Source organism: uncultured Bacteroides sp., assembly GCF_947632445.1.
Taxonomy (GTDB): domain Bacteria; phylum Bacteroidota; class Bacteroidia; order Bacteroidales; family Bacteroidaceae; genus Bacteroides.
Genome location: NZ_CANRPM010000006.1, coordinates 52,243 through 73,710, shown reverse-complemented (window position 1 = coordinate 73,710; position 21,468 = coordinate 52,243). Strand labels below are relative to the sequence as shown.

20 protein-coding genes and 1 tRNA gene are annotated in these 21,468 nt (G+C 48.5%); 9 read left to right on the top strand and 12 right to left on the bottom strand.

Annotation, left to right across the window (positions count from 1 at the left end):
• Positions 1-237 precede the first annotated feature (237 nt).
• From Q0Z70_RS02590 to recR, 10 genes are all read right to left on the bottom strand, one after another.
• Positions 238-1,764 carry a hypothetical protein gene (locus Q0Z70_RS02590; protein WP_298072365.1) on the bottom strand — a complete coding sequence of 509 codons (1,527 nt, stop codon included), beginning with the start codon at positions 1,762-1,764 and terminating at the stop codon, positions 238-240.
• A 21-nt stretch (positions 1,765-1,785) separates the two neighbouring features.
• On the bottom strand, positions 1,786-3,783 hold the full coding sequence (locus Q0Z70_RS02585) for a DUF1735 domain-containing protein (RefSeq protein WP_298072363.1): 1,998 nt from the start codon (positions 3,781-3,783) through the stop codon (positions 1,786-1,788).
• 13 nt (positions 3,784-3,796) lie between these two features.
• Positions 3,797-5,032 (bottom strand): DUF1735 domain-containing protein, encoded by a 1,236-nt coding sequence (locus Q0Z70_RS02580; RefSeq protein ID WP_298072361.1) that lies wholly within the window; start codon positions 5,030-5,032, stop codon positions 3,797-3,799.
• 23 nt (positions 5,033-5,055) lie between these two features.
• A complete protein-coding gene (locus Q0Z70_RS02575; protein ID WP_298072359.1) occupies positions 5,056-6,360 on the bottom strand; it encodes a glycoside hydrolase family 18 in 1,305 nt (434 codons plus the stop codon).
• A 12-nt stretch (positions 6,361-6,372) separates the two neighbouring features.
• Positions 6,373-8,079: a SusD/RagB family nutrient-binding outer membrane lipoprotein gene (locus Q0Z70_RS02570; protein WP_298072357.1), complete on the bottom strand. Its 1,707-nt coding sequence runs from the start codon at positions 8,077-8,079 to the stop codon at positions 6,373-6,375.
• 24 nt (positions 8,080-8,103) lie between these two features.
• Positions 8,104-11,271: a SusC/RagA family TonB-linked outer membrane protein gene (locus Q0Z70_RS02565; protein ID WP_298072355.1), complete on the bottom strand. Its 3,168-nt coding sequence runs from the start codon at positions 11,269-11,271 to the stop codon at positions 8,104-8,106.
• 1,512 nt (positions 11,272-12,783) lie between these two features.
• Positions 12,784-12,857 (bottom strand) — tRNA-Asp (locus Q0Z70_RS02560).
• A gap of 219 nt (positions 12,858-13,076) precedes the next feature.
• Positions 13,077-13,610, bottom strand: coding sequence for a GNAT family N-acetyltransferase (locus tag Q0Z70_RS02555; RefSeq protein WP_298072353.1), 534 nt, complete (start codon positions 13,608-13,610; stop codon positions 13,077-13,079).
• A complete protein-coding gene (locus tag Q0Z70_RS02550) occupies positions 13,607-14,068 on the bottom strand; it encodes a hypothetical protein (RefSeq protein ID WP_298072351.1) in 462 nt (153 codons plus the stop codon). Before Q0Z70_RS02550 ends, Q0Z70_RS02555 begins: the two co-directional genes overlap by 4 nt.
• Before the next feature lie 52 nt (positions 14,069-14,120).
• Entirely contained in the window at positions 14,121-14,738 is a 618-nt protein-coding gene (recR, locus tag Q0Z70_RS02545) for a recombination mediator RecR (RefSeq protein WP_298072349.1), read from the bottom strand.
• Positions 14,739-14,828: 90 nt separating this feature from the next.
• Between recR and yihA the strand changes: the two genes are divergently transcribed.
• Together yihA and Q0Z70_RS02535 are read left to right on the top strand one after the other, a co-directional pair.
• Positions 14,829-15,431 carry a ribosome biogenesis GTP-binding protein YihA/YsxC gene (yihA, locus tag Q0Z70_RS02540; protein ID WP_298072347.1) on the top strand — a complete coding sequence of 201 codons (603 nt, stop codon included), beginning with the start codon at positions 14,829-14,831 and terminating at the stop codon, positions 15,429-15,431.
• 12 nt (positions 15,432-15,443) lie between these two features.
• Positions 15,444-16,046, top strand: coding sequence for a DUF4923 family protein (locus Q0Z70_RS02535; protein WP_298072345.1), 603 nt, complete (start codon positions 15,444-15,446; stop codon positions 16,044-16,046).
• 407 nt (positions 16,047-16,453) lie between these two features.
• Here the strand turns inward: Q0Z70_RS02535 and Q0Z70_RS02530 are convergent, their stop codons facing one another.
• Positions 16,454-16,711: a hypothetical protein gene (locus Q0Z70_RS02530; protein ID WP_298072343.1), complete on the bottom strand. Its 258-nt coding sequence runs from the start codon at positions 16,709-16,711 to the stop codon at positions 16,454-16,456.
• A 24-nt stretch (positions 16,712-16,735) separates the two neighbouring features.
• Complete coding sequence (locus Q0Z70_RS02525; protein WP_298072341.1) at positions 16,736-17,392, bottom strand: S24 family peptidase; 657 nt, start codon at positions 17,390-17,392, stop codon at positions 16,736-16,738.
• Between the two features lie 113 nt (positions 17,393-17,505).
• On the opposite strand from Q0Z70_RS02525, the gene Q0Z70_RS02520 reads away from it, so the two are divergent.
• From Q0Z70_RS02520 to Q0Z70_RS02490, 7 genes are all read left to right on the top strand, one after another.
• Complete coding sequence (locus Q0Z70_RS02520) at positions 17,506-17,760, top strand: hypothetical protein (RefSeq protein WP_298072339.1); 255 nt, start codon at positions 17,506-17,508, stop codon at positions 17,758-17,760.
• 12 nt (positions 17,761-17,772) lie between these two features.
• Positions 17,773-18,324, top strand: a complete 552-nt coding sequence (locus Q0Z70_RS02515; RefSeq protein WP_298072337.1) for a helix-turn-helix transcriptional regulator — start codon at positions 17,773-17,775, stop codon at positions 18,322-18,324.
• 516 nt (positions 18,325-18,840) lie between these two features.
• Entirely contained in the window at positions 18,841-19,077 is a 237-nt protein-coding gene (locus tag Q0Z70_RS02510) for a hypothetical protein (protein ID WP_298072335.1), read from the top strand.
• A gap of 20 nt (positions 19,078-19,097) precedes the next feature.
• Entirely contained in the window at positions 19,098-19,976 is an 879-nt protein-coding gene (locus Q0Z70_RS02505; RefSeq protein WP_298072333.1) for a hypothetical protein, read from the top strand.
• Positions 19,976-20,647: a lambda exonuclease family protein gene (locus Q0Z70_RS02500; RefSeq protein WP_298072331.1), complete on the top strand. Its 672-nt coding sequence runs from the start codon at positions 19,976-19,978 to the stop codon at positions 20,645-20,647. The genes Q0Z70_RS02505 and Q0Z70_RS02500 overlap by 1 nt, the downstream gene beginning before the upstream one ends.
• Before the next feature lie 3 nt (positions 20,648-20,650).
• Positions 20,651-20,953 (top strand): hypothetical protein, encoded by a 303-nt coding sequence (locus Q0Z70_RS02495; RefSeq protein WP_298072329.1) that lies wholly within the window; start codon positions 20,651-20,653, stop codon positions 20,951-20,953.
• A gap of 97 nt (positions 20,954-21,050) precedes the next feature.
• Positions 21,051-21,458: a VRR-NUC domain-containing protein gene (locus tag Q0Z70_RS02490; RefSeq protein ID WP_298072328.1), complete on the top strand. Its 408-nt coding sequence runs from the start codon at positions 21,051-21,053 to the stop codon at positions 21,456-21,458.
• The last annotated feature ends 10 nt before the right edge of the window (positions 21,459-21,468 follow it).

The following is a 21,468-nucleotide window of genomic DNA, read 5'->3' as shown; positions in this document are numbered from 1 at the left end:
AAGCTCCTTACTCCGCCACGCAGCACTTTCTGAAGTCCCGACGCAGTGCTTCGTGAGGGTGTCATGCAGTGCTGTATGAGGAGGAAACGAAGCACTTCGTCAGGGGGTCAAAAAGCACGGCGTCAAATATGAAAACTCCCTGCCGTTCAAACGGCAGGGAGTTTTGGTAAATTGATAACAGCTGCAAGCAAACAATCCGTAGCAAATAATTGCAAGCAGACAGCCGTTTATATGGATTTAGAAGTTGCTTGTGCTGGATGTTTGCGTAAATTCCATTCCCGCGACATTCAGATGGATGATGGCCGTATAGTGGTAGGTGTCGTTGATTGCAGGGACGGTTTCCGTCATGTCGAAGCGAAACGTTCCCGACACATCCATCGTCGTGGTGCCTGCGGTGTGGTTGGCAACGGTCAGTATGTTGTCATCATAGCTCGGAATACTGCAACTCGTGCCGTCGATCAGGAAAGCGGAACTCAACCACGAGGCGACAAAGTAACTGCCGATGCCGCCATTGTTGATGCCGTCCCGTTTATAGGTGCCGTTGGCGCTTTCGGAGCCTGCCCGGAACACGAATCGGGCATAGTTGCTGCCTGCGGCGTCGATCATCTTGATGACGAACACATTCGTCCAGCCGCCCATGATTACAGTTCCTCCCGTATCGAGGAGCAGGTAGTTCGTCCCCGTGAAAAGCTCGTTGGTCCATGTATCCTCCCGCAAACCATTGGAATTCGCATACGGATAGACATGCGTCTCTTCGTGCGTAGCACCTGAATAGTTGAACTGGTAAGTATCATCCCCTACGATGATTTTCGCCTCGATACCCGAGTTCGTATATTCCAACGTGCCTCCTGTAACATAAGCTTTCGATCCGGTGGCAGCGTCGTACACATACGAAGCGCCGACCGACGACGTTTTCGACGGGGAGACGTAGAATCGGTTCGATTCGGCGTCTGCCGTAAGCACCGAGGTGTACGACCCGCTGCCGGCATGGCCATCGGCGTCGCCGAACAGTTTCAAGAAGAGGGCTTTGCCTTCCGACCCCGTCCATTCGTTCGTCGGGTCGTCGTAGGTCAATCCTGTGGGCGAGAGCACCAACGCGCCGAAGCCGTAGGTGCCGTGTGCCAATGGCGCGCCCGCATACTTGTAGAGCGTGGAGGATGGCACGTTGAACGTGTTCTCGGGGGAGAGCACACCAACCTGAATGCCGGAAACGCTTTGTCCGTCCTCTGCCGTTACTGTAATCGTCGTGGCGCCTGCGGCGGAGGCCACGATTTCCATGCCCGATTCGGACGGGGTTACGACATCAGGGTTAGCACTCTCAATGCTGTACGCAGTGCCCTCGGGAAATATCTGCACGGGAGCAGTCGTCGCGCCTTGGTTCATGAAGATCAGGTTGTCACACACGATGGTGGCTTGTACGGTAATGTGCACCGTATTTTCGTACTTCCCAGCCTTGAACGTTATGTCCGTTTCGCCAAGGCCGGCGGGGCGGATGTGGTAACCGGTCTCATCGTGTTCGACATCGGCGACTTTCGGATCGGAGGCTTCCCATGTGCATTCAGTTGCCACAGGGCGTACAGCAACTATCAAATCCTCTTCATCGAGATAGCCCATGACCACCGTTTTCGGCGAAACCTGTAATTGCCGCACCTCCGAGTTGTCGGGTTCGATGTAGACTGTCTCGTCGTTGTCGTCGCAGGCGGCGAGCATGCCCGACATCAAGCCGAGCAGTGCCCATAATCCTGTTTTATACATTCGTTTCATTGTTTTTTCTGTTTTAATTCGTTACTCTTCGTCGGGAACCGTGAAATAGACATCTGCAAAACCGGATAAATAATCGTCATACATATTGTAGTCGATATATACGGTCGAGATATTACGATTAATGTTATACTCGAAAAGATTGCCCTCTTGGGTATACTCGATGTACCAGTTGAAGTTTGAATCGCTATAAGGCGCCCAGCCGATAGATAAATACCACGGGCAATAGCTGGTGTCCCAGCCTGTCGCAAGAGTCTGGTTGACAAATATGATTGAATGGATTTGCATCGCCGAGGCAAAATTCACATAGATTGCCTCATCGATTCCATAATCATAATTTGCTGAACCGTCGCCCATGAATGCGGTAGTGGAATTCTGGTCGAAAGCATATTCGAGTGCATACTCAGCGCTGTACGCACCTCCTGTGTACCCATATCCCAAGTCTTCCGGGCAAAAATCATACTCGGCGATTTCCTCCGGCTTCAGCACCCGGTATTTCTGACCGAGGGTAATGTTTACCGGAATGTAGAGCGTCGCATGGTCGGCATCTACGGCTCCGCTCTCCATCGTGAGCGATACCGGCAGCAGATAGTTGGTCGTCTGCGTAATGGCCGACAGCGCCTCCTCGTTCAACTGCACGCGGAAAGGCTGCGTCGACCGGTCATTCCCGCTCTCGATGGTCGCCTCGGCGTTCTCGATGCTGTAATAGTCCGCCGGCAGCAGGGTGTACGACGTATTGTTGGCCGTGTTATACGCCGTAACGGCCGCTTCGGCATCTTCGGGCACCGACAACCGGCCCCGCATCGCCGAGGTGGCGGAAGCATAGCTGCGCAGCGAAATGTCAAATGCCGAGGTTTCCGGCAGTTGGGAATTGGCTACGGCCTCCACTTTGGTGCCGACAAGTTGAAATCCCCACGTTTTGGTGAGCGTGTAACCTGTCGTACCCGAATCGAACGCAATCATCCCCTGGGGCTGCATGTTCGCCAGGTCGCGGGTGATGAAATAGACATCGCCGAGGCTGCCGCCCTGACGGTTTTGGAACTGGAACCGCACGCCGGCCACCTTCCGATAGGGATCCATCGGCGCACTGCTGTTGGTCGTCGGATCGTAGGTATAGAGAGCCTGCACCGTGCTGTTGTTGTTCCCGATGTACTGTTCGCGTCGCGAGAAGGTCTCCTCACCCTCGTAGCGCAGATAAGGGTAAACGCGGCGGCTCATGCCGACAAAGCATATCTTCGAGAGGTAGACGGGTTCATCGAACGTTACGTCTACATACTCCGATGTGTTGGCACCGTTCCACGAGGTTTCGTTGTTCTCGTCGAAAGCGTCGGATGCCGTAGAGCCGGCGTTAGCGGCGTCTACGGTGTACTGCCCAGGCGTCAGCATCATGAGATCCTTGTAGGCGATGTCCCGCTGTATCTCCACTTTCAGATAGACCGTCGAGGCGTTTTCGGAGAGTGTTACCTCCGACCCCGCGTCGAGCGTGCAGCAGACTGGCAACAGGTATTTTCCGGCAGACCAGTCCTTTTCGGCATTGAGCGATACTTGGAACGCCGGAGCCTGCTTTTCACCGGTTTCAACCGTGCTCTGTGGCACGGTGATTTCATACTGGTCGGGGGTCATCAACAGATAGCCACCGGCGTTTCCGTCCTCCTTATCGCCGCGGTTGTTGTACTGCGCCACCAGTTCCTCGGCATTCTCCGGCACGTAGAGCGTACCCGATACAGGATTTTTGGCTGCATAGGCAGTACACAGATAGATGTCGAAGACATACCCCGTGCCGAGCGTTGTCGAGAGATTCGGCCCGACATATTCGAGCTTGGGGCCGTTCATCTGTACCCCGCCAAGGGCATAAGTACCCTTATAAGTGTATTCGTCCGCCGGAGCGATCCCGGTGGTGATGTAGGCTTTCTGGTAGAGGTCGGCGATAAAGACCTCCGTCGGGTCGTCATTGCATCCGACCGACAGCAGCATGACCGTCGCCAAACCCGCCCCTGCGAAATGTTTTATGATATTTTTCATAACGCTTTAATGTTTACTGTTTATTGATGGTCATGAACGAGGTGAGTTTTTCGTTGGTTTCTGCCCAGCCCCATTCGATTTGGTTCACGTTTGCGACCGATTTGTCAGAAGTGTCGATGTTCGCCTGCAATTCGGGATGCGCGGTGCCGTTTTCATCGACGTGTAGCGACGAATCGTGTAACAGGTCGCCCTCGCCCTCATTGAGCCGGTAGTAGACATACAGTCCTTTGGTACCGGGGTCTACCGAATACTTGTTGCGGGTGAGTTCGTCCGCTGTGCGCGCTACCGTCCATAAACGGAATTCACTGAATCCCACCGGCGATACATGCGTCTGGTTGGTCATGCTTACCGTCTGGAACGTAACGGGCGTCGAGAAGCGCGCATTGGATTCGCTACCCTTCACCACTCCGTCCAAATAGGAGGTTATCGTACCGTTACGGTTTACCAGCGCAAAGTGGTGCCACTCCACGCCCGTTTCTTCTTTGGAAAACAGGTTGCCGAAACTTGCACCGATGCCGTCATCCGTAAGGAAGTGTATATCGACACTGTTGGCATTGACGTAGGGACGCACGTAGAAGCCGGGGCCGAAAGTCAGCACCGTACCGTCAGTGGCCTCTGTCTCAGTGCGGTTGGAAATGGCGAAATGAAACTCCACCGTCCAGTTCGACACTACGGGGTTGTCCTTGAATACTGATGTAACATTGCTCCCCCTCTTGCACCACAGCACCTGTGTCTCGAACGGCTTTTGCATGAGATAAATCACAGATTTCTTACTCTGTAACACTTGGATGTTCTCCGAAACGCCCGTAATGGTGAGTGGCAGGGCATACATCTCTGTATCCTCTTCGGGGGTTTTGGTAATTTGAATCGGGAAAATGCCCGTATTCGACCCCGCAGGAATCGTAATGTCCAATCGGTTGCCGCTTTTGGGCGTGCCGTCTGAGTCGATAATCTGCCAATACGACTCGTCGAGAAGTTTCAGGTTCTCTCCGAACTCGGCATTGTGCTCATCGAGCATCTCGGCGCTTACTTCAAGCGTTACGGTTACGGGGTGATCCTGCAATCGGGTCATTTGCACCGTCGCACTCATTCTGCGGTCGTCCAAGCGCGTCATAATACAGTCGTACCCGTCGCAGTTCTTGGCATCGGCGAGATAGAGTGCGTTGTCAAGCGCAGGACTCTCGGCGTCGTCGCAGCTCCACGCGAACAGCGTGCATGCGACCGTCAAATATAAAAACAATCTTTTCATGATTTTCTGAATTTATGGGTTGACTATTTTGCCGCAGGATTCATTATCTGGATGAACTGCCGCACTTGCGGATAGGTCGTGTCCCAACCTGAAGGCATATAATCCTTTTCCAGCAGATAGGCGCCTATACCGCCTTTGCGGACGTATTTCCCGTTGACAATCGGCGTCCAGCGCGCCATGGCGAAAACGGAGCCTTCGTATCCGGGAATCTGAACCTCGATATTATCTGCTTTGGACATTCCGTTGTTGGTGTTCCCGAATTCGCAGTCTGCGGTGATGGCGGGGGTGCCATCGCGTAGCGACCAAAGCGGGACACCGAAATACTGTTTGCCGTCATACGTATAGCTATCCTCAAAGGTATCCATGACGATGGTGCGGCTGGCAATGAATTCCGGGTCCAGATAGGCAGAAAATCTGCTGATAGTCTGATTTAATAGGTTGTCCAAATTGTTGTCACTTCTGGAAGAGCTACGGGAATACGACTGATGGGCGAAATAGTCGAAATAGATGCACGCCTCGGGAGCTTGCAACGATTGCGGCACGCCGTCGATGATGAAAATCTTGTCGCCAAGATTCTCGCGCATGCGCCGTGCGAAAGCCAGCGAACGGTCGTGTGCCGCCGTGGACGTGATAGTCCCTTGGTCGCCGATAATGTCGCCGACATTGTCGCCTACGCTGTATCCGTACTCGAAGTCCCAGTCGAAACCGTCCAATTCGAGTTTGTCGATAAGGTAGCACAGCGAATCGGCATAGGTTTCGACGGCGCGAACCGCCATGGCGTCCATCTCCGGCGTGTTGTTCCTCCCGTCATCGGGATCCATGCCCCAAAAGGCCCTGCGGGCCTTTAGCGGGTTGGTGTAGGTGCCTGTTACGCCGTTTCGGTTCGTGAAAGTAACTGGGTTCGTCTCCGAGGCGGCCGTGATCTCCGAAGGCGTAATGCCCACACCGACACTGTGGACAATGAAACACATCAGGCATTTCAGCCCCTTCTTCTCATGCGCCATCTTCAGGTCTATTTTCTGCTCTTCCGAGTATTCGAACCCGGCGCCCCACATTGCTACCATATCGAGGCTGTCGGGCAACCCCATCAAACTATGGGCTAACGTGGTCGAGGCTCCGCCCCAGCCGCCCCAGGCGCTGAAATATCCGTACATGATCTGGTGGTCGGAATTGCGGTAGGCACGCAGATTGGCGTAGTAGTCCTCCTTGTTTTCGTTTTTGGTCAAATCCGTCGGATTCTTCGGCTCGTATTCTGTCCAGTCGCTACATGCGGCGAATACCGTCGCGGCAGCGGTCGCCATTAACATATATTTTATTGCATTCTTCATAACTCTGCTGTTTTAGTCTTGTTTAGCCCACCATATTTTAGTCTTCATGTCGTCAGGCCCCGACAGCATGGATTGTGCTTCGAGAAAGTTGTCGGCGTTCTGCGTCTCCTCGGTATGAGGCAACGGCAGGCGGCTGATGACTTTCAAAGTCGTGCTTATCGTATTCTGATAGACGGGCAGGATGTCAGGATAACCCGTGCGGCGATAGTCGCACCACGCCTCGTGTCCCAACGGATAGAGAGCGAGATACTTCTGCGTAATGATGCGCTGCAGCTCTTTGCCGTCGTTCGCCCACTTGACAGTGATGTCGCTCGGCGCGTCCGCGTCCTCTCTGTTGTTCGTAACCACATCCTCGTATTTGGCGGGAGCTGTTTCACCCTCGATGTAGGTCGCGTAACCCGATGCGCCCCATTGCTCGAACGACAGACGGACACCCTCGTTGTAGAACGATTCGGCGCTGCCGCCCATCTCCCAGCCTTTCAACATCCCTTCGGCACGCAAGAACGCCACCTCAGCGGCCGTCAACAGCGGATAATCGTCGTAAACATCCACTTTGGGTTTGGAGAACTTCGTCTGGATGTCGCTCTGTCCGATGGTGGTGCCGGCGCGCAATCCGTTATAGATGGACGTTTTGGAGCCGTCAGCATTCTCGATTTCCACCGTGTTGAAATATTTCTCTATTCGCGGGTCATTGTATCCTTGCAGGTAGCAGACCATGTCCGCCGCCGCAAAAGTGTCTATGTACCCGTAGGCTATAGAGTAGAGTTTGGAGGTAATTTTGCTCATGTGTCCGATTTGCATGTGCATCACCGCGTTGTCCGTGTTGTTGTCGATAACGCCGCATGCGATGGTTTCGGTCTGATTGCCGCTTTGCACTTCGAACGGCTTGATCGCCTCCTCAGCGTAGCGGCGAGCCAACGCCGGCTCTCTGTTGCTGATGCGCATGGCAAGACGGAGCATCAGAGAATTGGCATATTTCACCCACTGGATGTAATCTCCCTCGTAGATGCGGTCGAAATTCGCAATGTTCATCATGCCCTCCCGATTGGTCAACAGACAGTTCTTCAAGTCTGCGATGGCTTCGGACAGCATGGGCAGAAGCCCCTGATGCGCCACGTCCTCGTTGATGTAAACCGTGTTGTCGTCATCGTAGGGGATGTAGAGGTTAAGGTCTTCGGGCTTGATTTGCGAGAAAGGAATAGGCCCGTACATGTCTGCCAGCCGGTGCATGACAGCCACGCGAAGTATGCGGATAATAGCATAGATGGCGTTGCTCTTATCATACTCGAAGACCGTGTTCCCCGACCCGTCCTCGGTGACGCCGGTTTGGACGAACTTCAACGAATTGATATAAGAGGTGTAGAACCCCATAGTGTAATTGAAGGGGTTGTCATACCACCCTGTGTGGTCGTAACTGAACCTCGAAAAATCGCCTGTCCATTTTTGACCCGGTGCACCGCCTGCGTTGCTCATGAGCATGCGGCCGGCCACATCGCCGACCAGACTTTCGCAGTGCTGGAAGTGCGCGTTGTCGTCCATCGGAACGATCAGCAGTTCCATGGCAGGAATCATCGAACCCTGACGAACGTTGTCGCGGTCGAGTTCCTCCTCCGTTACGCCGCCGTAAGGCCAGTTGACCTCCTCGAAAGCATCCGTACAACCGACACATGCCAAAACGGCGAGGACGGAGATTGTCGTTATTTTGATTATACTTTTCATGATAGTGTACATGATTCCGAAGTTTTAGAATTCGAATTTGAGGCTGAAACCGATGTTCCGCAGGCTCGGTGTCATCAGGTAGTCCACATTTTGGTTATAGGTGCCGGTAGAGAGGGTCAGTTCGGGATCGAACGGCGCCTTGCAGTAAATCATCCACAGGTTGCGGCCGATGAACGACGCCGTCATCTTCAACTTGTTGTTGAACCATTTGCGCGGCAGCGTGTAGGCTAACGACAGCTCTTGCAGACGGACATTCGTCGCATCGTAGACGTATTCCTGAATCAGACCGCCGTTGGGGTTGGCAACCGTACCGTAATATGCCTCGGCATCTATCCTCGTGCCGTTCACGGGAATGCCGCCGGCATCGCGCGCCTCAGCCGAGGCTTTCGAAACGCCGTACTGGTCCATGAACATCTGCGTGTAAGAAGTGGCGATACCGCCCAACCGTGCCGTGAAAAGGGTGTTCAGTACCAGACCTTTGTAAGAGAAGGTATTAGACCAGCCAAGGTTGCCGTCCGGAAGGGTCGTGCCGAGTTTGCGAGCGTCGATGGAAACAAGTTCGATGTTGTTCGTTCCGGGATTCACGAAGATATTCCCTTCGGGATCGCGCTTGAAGTCCATCGATGTATAAACGTCACCCATCGTACTGCCGACATTGATGGGGTTGTTGCCCGATTTGATGTCCACATCGCTTGGATAATAGACTCTATCGGTCAGCGGGTCGTAATAGGAGCTGAAAAGTTCCGTGATGGCGTTGCGGTTCATGCTATACGTGAAATTGGTGCTCCATCCGAAATCGTGCCACTGATTGTCGTAGCCGATCGCGAGTTCAAGACCCTTGTTGCGCACGTTGCCGGTCTGCATGTACATATAGGTGTAACCGCCCGATGCCGCCGAAATGGAGATGGGTATCGTCTGTTTCTTGGTGTCAGAGAGATACCACGTCAAATCGACATTGAAGTGTTTGAACAGTTTGGCTGTCAAACCCACCTCCCACGAATCGGTTTTTTCAGGGTAGAGTTTCGTTACGGGACGATAGGCCGGCACTCCCGCCGAGGAGCCGTTCCACGTATAGTAAGTGCTGGTCAGCCCTCGCGGCAGCGGCGAGCCGACATCGGCGAACGAAGCGCGCACTTTCAGGTAGTCTATCCACTTGGGCATGGGCAGCAGTTCCGACAGAATGCCCGACACGCCCACCGAGGGGAAGAAGTAGGAGAGCTGCGACGTGTTTGCCAACGTTGACGACCACTCGTTGCGGGCCGTCATCGTCAGATAGATCGCTTGGAGGAATCCAAGCTCGAGATTGGCGAAAACAGCATATTCGCGCTGTTTCCACGCACCGAAGCCCGCCCCTGCCATATCGTGATAGATGTTCGGGAAGGTGAATACATTGGGCAGAAATCCCAACGGCCCGGAATAGGAGTTCGATTCGGAGCTTTGATGATTGAGGCTCGTACCAATGTTCGCTGAGAGCGAGAATTTTTCGCCGAACGTCTTGTTGATGTTTATCAACGCATCGGCGTAAAGCGTTTTCTCCTCGGACTTAGAGAAGGCATAGTATCCCGTGTTGTTTACATCGTTCGATGCCACATCGGAGGATACGCTGGTGGCGGAAACCTTGCGCTCCGACTTGTTGTACGAGTGGTCGAGTTTGATACGCCCCGAAATGTTGAGCCAGTCTAAAATATCATACGACAGGCTGGCATTGAACATATAACGGTCTTTCGACGTTTCGCGGAGTTTGTTGTACATTTCCCAGTAGGGGTTCTCGGTGTAGGTTGTAACCTGTCCCTGCCAATCCCAGCGCTGGGTATAGATTTTACGCGAGGCATCCCACTCCTCGTAGGCGCGCACCTCGTCGAAGTCCTCACCGCGAGGCCATAGATAGACCGCGGCAATCGGGTTGGCGAAACCGCCTGCCGCTACGGGGTTCAACTGATTCTGAATGATGTAACTTGCCCCTACGTCAAGCGTCATCTTCTCTTTCAGAAACTTCGTAGTATTTCGGAACGTGAAATTGTAACGATTGTAATCGCTATTCGGCACGATGGCGTCAGAGTTGTTCGTGGCAGCCGAGAAATAGGTTTGGTTGCGCGCGTTGCCCACCGAGAGGGTTACGGCATTCGTGATGTTCGTACCCGTGCGGAAGAAATCGGCAGGATCATAGGGTAGTGCCGTCCCTTTCTCACCCCAGCTCCGATACGAACCGCGTACATTGCCGTAGGAATTTTGAAATTCCGGCATCATCAGCGGCGTGCTAAAAGTCGAGTTGTGCGTATAGGTAACATTTACTGCCCCTTCCGCACCCTTTTTCGTGGTAATGAGCACGACGCCGTTCGCAGCGCTCGAACCGTAAAGTGCAGCAGCCGAAGGACCGTTCAGCACCGAAATACTCTCAATGTCCTCAGGATTGAGGTCGGCTATGCCTTCGGTCGTCGGCTGGCCCATGGAGTTCATCTCCGCATATCCTGCCGAGGTGTTCGCTCCGGTAGTAGCATTATAAAGAGGTACACCGTCTACCACATAGAGTGCGTTGTTACTGCCGGTCAGCGACTTTACACCGCGCATGACGACACGTGTCGGGCCGCCGGCACCGTTGGCGGCGGCATTGATCTGCACGCCGGCTACTTTTCCGACGAGGGCGTTCATGAAGTTGGCATCCTTTACGGTTGTCAGCTCATTCCCTTTCACTTCCTGAACATTGTAACTCAACGCCTTGGTTGCACGTTTGATTCCAAGTGCGGTAACGACCACTTCGTTCAGCACCTGCGAGTCCTCTGTGAGGACAATTTTCATCGGCTGGGTATCGGTGACTGTGACTGTCTGGGGGACATAACCGATATAGGATACTTCAAGCATATCGCCTTTGGCAGCCAAGATTTTGAAATGTCCGTCCAGATCGGTAACGGCACCGGTCGTGGTGCCTTTTACAAGGATGCTCACGCCAACCAATGGTTCACCGTTCGCATCGGTCACGGTCCCGTTTGCCGTAACGGGAGTCTTTTTCTGTTGCTGGTTCTCTTTTGCTGAAGAAAGTACCGACATGGAAGTTTGTCTCTCTATTTCCTTCAATGCAGTGCCTAAGGGTACTTTCAACAGGTCAAAAGTGCTACTCTTTTCTTCCTCGTGAGCCGAGGCCAAACAAGAGATTAGCAAAAGAAAAGATAACAAGTAAGTGAACTTGTGCTTCATAATTTCTTTATCTTATTTTATTCTTTTTATTTAGAACATGTTTAAAAGTTTAAGCTTGAAGAGGCATACATGATGCCGTTTTCATAATAGGGGTGCATCTCTGGTTTCCATCTCAATAATATTTGTTAATGTTAAACTTGTATTCTGCAAGGACCGTCCGGTTTCTGTTCATTCCAGGCGGTGCAAGCAATAATTTCTATGCAAATATATTAAAATAATTAATTGCCACATCTGTATTTTTAAAATAATTAATTACAACATTCTACTTTTTAAAATAATTAATTACAACATCTAACTTTTATTGCGTAATTTACATAACTTTAACAACCTGGCATACTGCGTTAACAGTCTGATGAATTGTATTCTGCAAGGACTGGACGATTTCTTTTCATCTCAAACAGTGCAGACAATAATTTCTATGCAAATATATTAAATTAGTGACTATTCCATCCAACTTTTATCATGCAAATTATCAAACTTTAACAGCCTGACAGTGCTACGGAGAAAACTTATTCAGTGCTCTAAAAGGTTTACCATAAAACGATACTGCGAAAGTACTTAACGTGGATTCGATGAAATCAGAATAATGCGTTGCGTGTCTATCATACATGGTATATTGATACACGACTTTTTAAGTGAAGCAAGCAGAGATAGTACCTGCCGTCAATCAAGTGGAAAACGCAAGTATTCTGTCAGCAGGAGGCATCCTTGCCATATCGATTGCTATTTCCACTCGCTATTTCCTTACTCCGCCACGCAGTACTTCCTGAAGTCCCGACGCAGTGCTTCGTGAGGGTGTCATGCAGTGCTTTATGAGGAGGAGACGAAGCACTTCGTCAGGGGCTCAGAAAGCACGGCGTCAGGACGGAAGAATTTGTCCGTGAAAAAAAGAGGAAGAAAAACGGGGTTTTGACACGAGTAAAACAGTCCTGTCAACAATATCGCTTCATTATCAGTAAGTTACGGCGACAGTAACAGGAGCTGTACAAACTTTCTGAAATAAAATAAAAAATAGGCTGCCTTTAAAGGCAAGGTATTTTTTATTTTTTCACGAAAATGTTTACCAATGACCCTGTCCTGTCAACAATATCCATTGATAATCAGGCGATTTTGTTGACAGGACTATTTTGAAGCCTCCCGAACTCCCCAAAATGATAAAAAATCGCCAGGCTCACGTTAATTAGCTCCTTGACTTCTTTTGTATCAAAAGACATACCTATCAGAGGTTTAAACATGGGTGATATAGTTCTGATTTTGAAAACCAATCTATGCTAAATGAAACAACACAAGCTTTCAAATCGACCTGATAATATCCTTTAGCTCTTAGTTTTAGGTCTATTTTTTAGAGGTGGTTAAATACTATTTGAATACTGTTTTAATCGCTATGCAAATAAACAAACTATCACATTTTATTTTAGATACAAGAATGTTTATTCTGTACATTTTGATAGGTGAAAGTATCAATTTTGTTGGAAATCAAAGCTCTCTTTGATTATTTTTTCTCTTTAGAAGCGGTGCGGACGGGACTCGAACCCGCGACCCCATGCGTGACAGGCATGTATTCTAACCAGCTGAACTACCGCACCTTTTCGCCGTTTCGCTTGCCTTCGCTCACGAATGCGGTTGCAAAGGTACGACTATTTTTAAAACGTGCAATAGGTTGGATAATTTTTTTTCATATAGGCCGCCAATATACCGTTTCGCTAATGGACGAAAAGGTTTCCGTCGACCTCGCAAAAATCGCTGAGCAAGCTGAAAGACAAGTACACAGTATAGTCGCGCTTCTCGCAAATTTTCATCCTGAACTAAGCCTCATGCAAGCACTGCAGCAACACCACATCGCGGTAGCACCCGCCGACAAACCACCATTCCTTCAGCACGCCGCACTCCACAAAACCCGCCCCGGCAAACAGCCGCCGACTGGCCTCATTATCCACCGCCACGTGGGCCGTCAACTGGTGAACAAAAAGGAAATGAAACAGGTAATCGCACATCAGCGCCAAAGCCTCACTCGCATAGCCATTCCCTCGGAACTCCTTCCGCACGGCAATGCCCACTTCACCCCGACGATGCATCGGGGTAAAATCCGTCACGTCTACTGTGCCTATCACCACGTCGTCCGCCCGGCGGACAATCATCAGGCGGAGCTGCTTGTCGGCAAACATATCGCATTGCGAATCCTCAATGTACTGCTTCAGCACAAAGTGCGAATAGGGAACGGAAAAGTTGGATACATTCCACGTCTCCGAGTCATTCTCCATGTGGTAGATTAAGTCGAGGTCTTCCGGCTCCATCGGCCGCAGGCGTACAAGCGTACCCTCAAAATAGCTCCGACTCATAAGTCACCCTCCTCTCGCTCAATATGAAGTTCGTGGCGCAGGCGCTCTTCGCTCGGCAGACAGAAAAGCGAAGCCGTCAAGGCAATCAGGGCACAGAGCAGCCCCGTCGTGCTCAGCATCCCATAGTATGTCAAGAAACCCGCTATCAGTGGCAGGGCCAGTAGCACCAGCCGGATGCCGTTCCAGAAGACATAGAGCTGCAGAGCACGAGCAATATCGGCACGGTCGATACGCCGATAGAGCACCCAAGCAAAGAGCTTCAGCGACAACGGCACACAGACCACCGTCAGCAGGATGGACAGTGTCTCGGCATAATACGTGGTGCGTACATCGTCGGCATACATCATCACCCAACTGTCTGTCGTCTCGCCCACAATCACGAACACGATTGGCACTATCCAAAACAAGAGGTAAAATATCCGCACGAAGCGGACTGTCTTCTTGATTTGTTCTTCCATATATCCTATATATAAATGTATTTAGTTATCACCCGGCAGACGGAACAAAGTTTCACAGGCTGCCGTTGAAGGGCGTGCGGTTCACGATACTCCGCCCCAGCGTCACCTCGTCGGCATATTCCAACTCGTCGCCTACGGAAATGCCGCGCGCAATGACCGACAACTTGACTCCGAACTTCTCCAGCTTGCGGTAAATGTAGAAATTGGTCGTGTCGCCCTCCATCGTCGTGCTCAACGCCAAGATGACCTCCTTGATGCCTCCCGCCCGGACGCGCTCCACGAGGCTTTCGATCTGCAAGTCGCTCGGTCCAACACCGTCCATCGGCGAAATAACACCGCCCAGTACGTGGTACAAGCCTCTAAACTGCTGCGTAGCCTCAACCGCCATCACATCACGTATGTTCTCCACCACGCACACCACCGAAGCGTCGCGCTGCGGACTGGAACAGATGTGGCAAACATCCGTATCGGAAATATTGTGGCACACCTTGCAATACTTCACTTCGCGCTTCAGCGTAACGATGGCATTGCCAAACGCCTCGACCGTCGCCGCATTTTGGCGCAGCAAATGAAGCACCAAACGCATGGCCGTTTTATGCCCCACACCCGGCAGTTTGGCAAACTCGCTCACCGCCTTCTCCAACAAAGCCGAAGGATACTGTCCGTTCATATAACCCTAAACTTTCATAATGCGGGCGCAAAGATACGCAAATAAGTACTACCTTTGCAAAAGCAATAAAACTATTTTTTGATAGAACCTATGGAGATAACAAGTGCAGAATTCATCGTCAGCAACACCGACGTCCGCAAGTGCCCTGCCGGCAACCTGACCGAATACGCCTTCATTGGCCGATCCAATGTCGGCAAGTCAAGCCTGATTAACATGCTGACTGGCCGCAAGGGGCTGGCCATGACTTCGGCCACCCCTGGAAAAACCATGCTGATCAACCACTTTCTCGTCAATAAAAGCTGGTATATCGTCGACCTTCCCGGTTACGGCTACGCTAAACGCGGCGTCAAAGGGCAGAAACAAATCAAGAATATCATTGAAAGCTACATTCTGCAACGTCCGCAGATGACCAATCTCTTCGTTCTCGTAGACAGCCGTCTGGAACCGCAGCCCATCGACCTGCAGTTTATCGAATGGCTGGGTGAGAACGGCATCCCCTTTTCCATCGTCTTCACCAAGGCCGACAAGCTAAAAGGAGGCCGGTTGAACGCCAACGTCGAGACCTACCTCAGAAAGCTGAAAGAACAGTGGGAAGAACTCCCACCCTACTTCGTCACTTCTTCTGAAAACCGACAGGGACGGAAAGAACTGCTGGACTACATTGAAAGCATCAACAAAAAACTTAAACTCTAAAAAGAATAGAATATGAACAGAAACATCTGGAAATGCACCTTCATCGTTGTGCTGCTCCTACTTTCCGGCATTCATGCGCAGTCCTTGAAAGAACTGCTTAACAAAGAAAATATTGAAAAAGTAGTCAACGCCGTTACCAATAACAGCAACATCGACATGACTGGTACTTGGAACTTCACCGGCTCAGCCCTGGAACTCGAAACGGACAACCTGCTGCAACAAGTAGGCGGCACCTTAACTTCCTCGGCCCTTAAAAAGAAACTGGACGAACATCTGAACAAGATCGGTATCAAGCCGGGCCAATTATCGTTCACTTTCAATGCCGATAGCACCTTCACCGTCAACGCAGGCAACAAACCCATGAATGGCACCTATTCTTACGACTCCTCCACACAGAAAGTAAACCTGAAGATCGTCAAAACAGTCGGGCTAAACGCCAAGGTAAACTGCACCTCCGACAACATGGATCTGCTCTTCGATGCCGACAAGCTGCTGCAAATGCTCACTTATCTCTCCAGCAAGAGCGGCAACTCCACCCTGCAAACCCTCAGCAATCTGGCAGGATCCTACGACGGCATGCTCCTCGGTCTCGGACTGCAAAAAGCAAACAACTAATCTCAGTTTTCCCTATAATATTTTTCCCTGGTTGATTTCTTCATCCTTCAATCGGGGAATTTTTAGGATGCAGTAAAAATTTAGTGGATATTTTGTTCACCGGAATAAAAATCCGAATTTTGTCTCATAGAAATGATAGTTTCCAAGGATATCATCAAGGATGCAGCAAGAATTGCTGCTGCCTCGTTCTATCATCCTCCAAAGAAAAGTCTAAAAACAAAAAAGAACTTAAAAACATATAATTATCAGCGTTTTAAGAACTTTCTCTTTTGTGATTCCGTTGCGATTCGAACGCAAGACCCACGCCTTAGAAGAATTTTCCCAAAAAGATAGTTAATCCATTATGACACAATATTATATACGTAGCTTATATTTTGTAAAAGACAAGTTTTTGAGATTTTAAACATCTATTCCAAGAATATTTTTCCATTACCAAGTAATATCCAGTTTGCTGATATCCCATAGTCACGAACCAAGTAAACAATCCATTCAGGTTTAAGTACACTGACTTTCGGCTTAGTTCTTACCGTAATCATATTCCACCTATTTATTTTGTATTTATTGGTAAATGTTTGCAGCCCTCGAATTTTCTTTTGGGCCTTCAGCGTATCTATAGCTTCAAAAAAACGCTTGGTGACTAATACACCTTCATCAGATATATTCATTGTTCCTATTGTGAAAAGTTCGTATTAAAGTCTCTTCATGCAACCAAGTACATGGTATATAATCCTGATCATTCTTTTGGGCAGTTCCTGTACTCCGTATTCCGGCGATTTGTTTGCAGAAACCAAAGTATAATTATCAGGATTCGATGAAGGGCCAAGCCTTTTAATTGTTCTCATGCCATTTGTTGTGACAATGGCATATACCTCGCCAAGCAGAAGAAATGAAAAATCATCTATTCGTTTTAAGGCGATTATATCACCATGAGTGATTTCCGGTTCCATTGAATGGCCTGTGACATTACACCAACATGTGGCTTCATCGTATTTTTTGAAATCTATCAGATACTCCGGATTAACAGTTTGGTCATTTAGGATCATGTCAAAGCCTCCGATGAAATCTACATTATAATAAGGCACTCCTTTTGTGTAACTTACTTTAGGTCGGTTTTCTTCGCTGTTGCTATGATTCAACATATCACCTTTGCCAGTAAGAAGCCAAACGTCATTAATCTCAGGATAACAAGACAAAATCTTATCATAAACGTTTTTTGATAGACTTTTAGTCTTACCACTAAGTAAGTCATATATGGTTTGAGAAGTTTTAACCTCAATCCTTATTGCAAAATCCTTAGCATTTAATCCTGCATAATCAATGATTTTTTGTATTCGTTCGCTTATCATCTTGCATATAGTTAAAAAAATACAATGATAAGATATATCAAGATAATATCTTTGCTATATCAAGATTTTATCTTATCTTTGCATATCTAAATCAATATAACGCTACAAAGATAATGGAAAATGTAATAAAGACAAGCATTTTGTCTGAAAATGGCAAAAGAATGACGCTCAAAGGCTATTATAAAAGCCTTCCGGAACCGACCTATCCAAAAAAGGAGTTCACGTCCGAAATAGCACGTCGCTGTAATGTATCAGAAGTGACAGTGAAGAACTGGATCATGTATGGATTCAGACCGTCCAATGAAAAGCATGTCGAGATACTTTCTGAAATGACAGGTATCAAGCCTGAAGATTTGTGGAATGACTAAAGATCGGTAGCAATGAATGATCTGGAGTTCTATACTTATTACAATGACCTTTGGTGCATATTTCCTGATGGACGGAACGAAAAAATCACCGAAGGAAGTGAACTGGTGAAAACATTTCTTGACTACATACAAGAGTTTCACCCAGAAGCGTATGCCGATTTAACGAAATGGTATCAGAAAAGTTCTGCAAGAGTACCTTACTACCAGTTTCTTATGGTAAGCCGGTTCTGTAAATGCAATTTCGGCAATCTTGATACTACGAAAAAAGACATCGACAGAAAGGGATTGTTCAACTACGAACACGTACAATGCCCGTTGAGGGGAGAATGTCCCCACGAAAACATTGTATGCCATCCGAAGTTCCACAGCCGGATCTCGGATGCAGAAATGAGAGTCATGAAACTTGTGAACGATGGTATGAGCAACGAAGAGATTGCAAGTGAACTATATCTGTCGCCCCACACAGTCAAGAACCACATCAAGTCTGTCTATTTGAAACTTGGAATACATGAAAAGTCCGAGTTTATACAATATGCGCAACGTAACCACATTTTTGATGAATGAGCTATGATAAACGAAGAAGTCCTCAAGATAGTTTTTAACGGCATCACATTCGGGCAGCGCAAAGCAGCATCAATAGTAGGTGGCCGCACCAGGCTTATGAAGTTAATCGGCATGGGATTGATACGTGCCGAAAAGAAGAGTCGGACACAAAGTGGGAAATGGTATTGTAATGGATGGGACTGTATAAAATACGCTTCATATAAATATATCGGAGATAATTAGAGTTGAGCTTTCGGTCAATGTTATATTAAGTTAACCCACTGAAAATAAGGAAGTTATATTTATGCCAATCAAAATAAATAAAGTATATTTACATACACAAAGGAACAATAAAAGATAAAAGCATGAAAAAGATGTATTTAATATGGGCGATGACGATATTGGCTACACATCTGACAATCAGATCGCTCGATTTTATGTTTTGGGTGTCATTCGCAGCATTTCTTGCGTCAACCATATTTGTTGCATACACTTGGGATAAGAAGTATAAAAAGACAACAAGCAAGGCTTCCGACAATGAATAAGGAACTTGAAGAATTATATACTGAACTTGAGAAGGTAAAATCATCAGCCGATGAATACCTTCCAGAATATGGATATTCGCATAAAGACGAAGTCATACAGCTTATAGAAGAAGACATTGAAGATTTGGAAAATGAAATGAATAATTCCGAATACTTTTGCTCGGACGATGAGATTGAAATGGAACGTACATCGTTGTGCATGAGCCTTGGAATATCCAGATATTGTTGAACACATTAATTTAATTAGCAATGGAAGAAAAGAAAGAAAATGAGCTACAGAATGCTCAAACCAATGAGTTACAAATCATTCAGGCCAAGAAAGAGGCTGAGTTTTCACTAACCCCCGTTGGGCTTGCCGTTAAGAAATTTGAGGCAATGCAGCGAATGGCTAAAATGTACTGTTCCAGTACAATAGTACCAGAGATATATCGTGGTGAAAACAATATAGGGAATTGCGTGATTGCCATTGACATGGCCATGCGCATGGAAGCAAACCCGCTGATGATCATGCAGAATCTGTATGTGGTCAAAGGCAATCCGTCGTGGTCAAGTAAGTTTCTCATTGCCACAATCAACATGAGCGGGAAATACACCTCTCTGAGATACAGAAAAAGAAATCTTGGAAAAGTAGGAAAGGTGAAATATAACGACACGGTATGGGATGGTACAAAAGGACGGAATACAACCGTTACTAAGGAATTCGACGGAACGGATATTGACAATATTGAATGCGTTGCATACGCCACAGAACTTGCAACAGGAGAAGTACTTGAGTCAGATCCTATCACTATAGAAATGGCTGTCAAGGAAGGATGGTACACTAAAAGTGGAAGTAAGTGGGTAACAATGCCAAGCCTTATGCTTACCTATCGTGCAGCAGCATTCTGGCAACGTGCCTACTGCCCTGAAATATCAATGGGCTTTATGACAAAAGAAGAGGCCGATGACGTCCGTGACATCCGTGACGTGGAATACGAAGAAATCAAACCATCTGACAAACTGAAAAAGCTTTCCGAACAAGCAGCAGGTGTGGAAGAAGCAACAGGTGTAGAAGAAGCAGCAACTCCAACCGAAAAAGAAGAGAGCGATGAAAAACAGAACCGGAAAGAACGCAAATCTTTATTGTAATGGAAGAACAGCATTCACTTGAGTGGTACAGGAAAAGGCTTGGCAACTTCACAGGTTCCCGCATTGGGGATCTGATGAAGTCAAGCCGCAAGGCAGGTGAGATATTTGGCGACACTGCCAAATCATACATCTATCAAGTAGCGGCAGAAAGGGATATGAACCCGTCTGTGGTAGAGGATGATGAAATGTTCCAGATGTATCTCCAGCAGGTATATATTGGAAGTAAGGCAATGTGTTGGGGTAATGAGCAGGAAGGAAATGCGAGGTCTCTTTACGAAAAGATAACCGGCAGACGGATTGTAGAAACAGGTTCGTGTGCCCACCCTTCCATCCCGCATTTCGCCAGCAGCCCTGACGGATATTACTACAATGAAGATACCCGTGAAAGAGGGTGCATTGAAATCAAATCTCCATCGCAGTATGTGTTCATGATGTTCTGCAGCGAAATAATCGGGAACGACTCGTTAAAAAGAATACGCCCGGAATACTATTACCAATGCATGGCCCACATGATGTGCCTGGAAGCGGATTGGTGCGACTTTGTAGCGTTCAACCCGTTTCAGAAGCACCCTATCCATGTCGTGCGTATCTTGCCGGAACCGGAAGTGTTCGCAGAAATGGAGAAACGAATCCGGACAGCCAACGATATTGTCGAACAATTAACAGACTGAACGATGGAAGACAGCAATGAAAACTTACTGACGAGAGTGTTCACCGTAACCACCACAAGGGAGAAAATCATCGCCCTCAGTGATTACCTGAACGACAACGACATTGATTTTGACAAGGTCGACATGGAGGCTGCCGACTTGTGCAAGACAGACCTGAACACCATTTCGAACATGCTTGAATATGGCGCAAGGCTGATTGAACAAACAGCATCCAAGCCTCGTGAGGCCGATAAGGCCAGACAATTCAAAAACATGATTAAGAAAATCAATAAAAAACTTAATAACAAAAAGGAGGAAAATGTATGAAACATACTTGGTTCGAATGCAAAATCCGCTACGAGAAAACAATGGAGAACGGATTTGAAAAGATGGACATATATCCATGTGCTTAATGTGACAACATATGACGTTTGAAGAAATGCTCGCCCTCAGTAAAAAGAGGCAATGCCGAAAGAACCCCGACAATGCAGAACACCGACTTCAATCCGCCTGCATCCGATGGTTCCGTCTGCGGTACCCCAAACTTGCGCCGGTACTGTTTGCAGTCCCGAATGCCGCCAGAAGAAGCGCCAGGAACGGAGCCTACATGAAAGAAGAAGGTATGTTGACCGGAGTTTCCGACCTGATCCTCCTGAAGGGCAACCGCTTCTATGGTGCGCTGGCTATCGAAATGAAAACCCGGACAGGCACCCAACGGCCGTCTCAAAAGGAGTGGCAGCGAGAATGCGAGGCGGCAGGGAACAAGTATGTGATTTGCCGTTCGTTCGAGGATTTCAAACGAGAAATAGAGAACTACGTAAAGGATATGTAAATTGTGACCT

Excerpts from the sequence above, each read along its gene's own strand:
- Q0Z70_RS02490 (WP_298072328.1), top strand. The coding sequence starts at position 21,051 with ATGACGTTTGAAGAAATGCTCGCCCTCAGTAAAAAGAGGCAATGCCGA.
- Q0Z70_RS02495 (WP_298072329.1), top strand. The coding sequence starts at position 20,651 with ATGGAAGACAGCAATGAAAACTTACTGACGAGAGTGTTCACCGTAACC.
- Q0Z70_RS02580 (WP_298072361.1), bottom strand. The coding sequence starts at position 5,032 with ATGAAAAGATTGTTTTTATATTTGACGGTCGCATGCACGCTGTTCGCG.
- Q0Z70_RS02590 (WP_298072365.1), bottom strand. The coding sequence starts at position 1,764 with ATGAAACGAATGTATAAAACAGGATTATGGGCACTGCTCGGCTTGATG.
- yihA (WP_298072347.1), top strand. The coding sequence starts at position 14,829 with ATGGAGATAACAAGTGCAGAATTCATCGTCAGCAACACCGACGTCCGC.
- Q0Z70_RS02520 (WP_298072339.1), top strand. The coding sequence starts at position 17,506 with ATGGAAAATGTAATAAAGACAAGCATTTTGTCTGAAAATGGCAAAAGA.
- Q0Z70_RS02555 (WP_298072353.1), bottom strand. The coding sequence starts at position 13,610 with ATGAGTCGGAGCTATTTTGAGGGTACGCTTGTACGCCTGCGGCCGATG.
- Q0Z70_RS02515 (WP_298072337.1), top strand. The coding sequence starts at position 17,773 with ATGAATGATCTGGAGTTCTATACTTATTACAATGACCTTTGGTGCATA.
- Q0Z70_RS02530 (WP_298072343.1), bottom strand. The coding sequence starts at position 16,711 with ATGAATATATCTGATGAAGGTGTATTAGTCACCAAGCGTTTTTTTGAA.
- Q0Z70_RS02565 (WP_298072355.1), bottom strand. The coding sequence starts at position 11,271 with ATGAAGCACAAGTTCACTTACTTGTTATCTTTTCTTTTGCTAATCTCT.
- Q0Z70_RS02525 (WP_298072341.1), bottom strand. The coding sequence starts at position 17,392 with ATGATAAGCGAACGAATACAAAAAATCATTGATTATGCAGGATTAAAT.
- Q0Z70_RS02570 (WP_298072357.1), bottom strand. The coding sequence starts at position 8,079 with ATGAAAAGTATAATCAAAATAACGACAATCTCCGTCCTCGCCGTTTTG.
- recR (WP_298072349.1), bottom strand. The coding sequence starts at position 14,738 with ATGAACGGACAGTATCCTTCGGCTTTGTTGGAGAAGGCGGTGAGCGAG.
- Q0Z70_RS02550 (WP_298072351.1), bottom strand. The coding sequence starts at position 14,068 with ATGGAAGAACAAATCAAGAAGACAGTCCGCTTCGTGCGGATATTTTAC.
- Q0Z70_RS02505 (WP_298072333.1), top strand. The coding sequence starts at position 19,098 with ATGGAAGAAAAGAAAGAAAATGAGCTACAGAATGCTCAAACCAATGAG.
- Q0Z70_RS02575 (WP_298072359.1), bottom strand. The coding sequence starts at position 6,360 with ATGAAGAATGCAATAAAATATATGTTAATGGCGACCGCTGCCGCGACG.
- Q0Z70_RS02510 (WP_298072335.1), top strand. The coding sequence starts at position 18,841 with ATGAATAAGGAACTTGAAGAATTATATACTGAACTTGAGAAGGTAAAA.
- Q0Z70_RS02535 (WP_298072345.1), top strand. The coding sequence starts at position 15,444 with ATGAACAGAAACATCTGGAAATGCACCTTCATCGTTGTGCTGCTCCTA.
- Q0Z70_RS02500 (WP_298072331.1), top strand. The coding sequence starts at position 19,976 with ATGGAAGAACAGCATTCACTTGAGTGGTACAGGAAAAGGCTTGGCAAC.
- Q0Z70_RS02585 (WP_298072363.1), bottom strand. The coding sequence starts at position 3,783 with ATGAAAAATATCATAAAACATTTCGCAGGGGCGGGTTTGGCGACGGTC.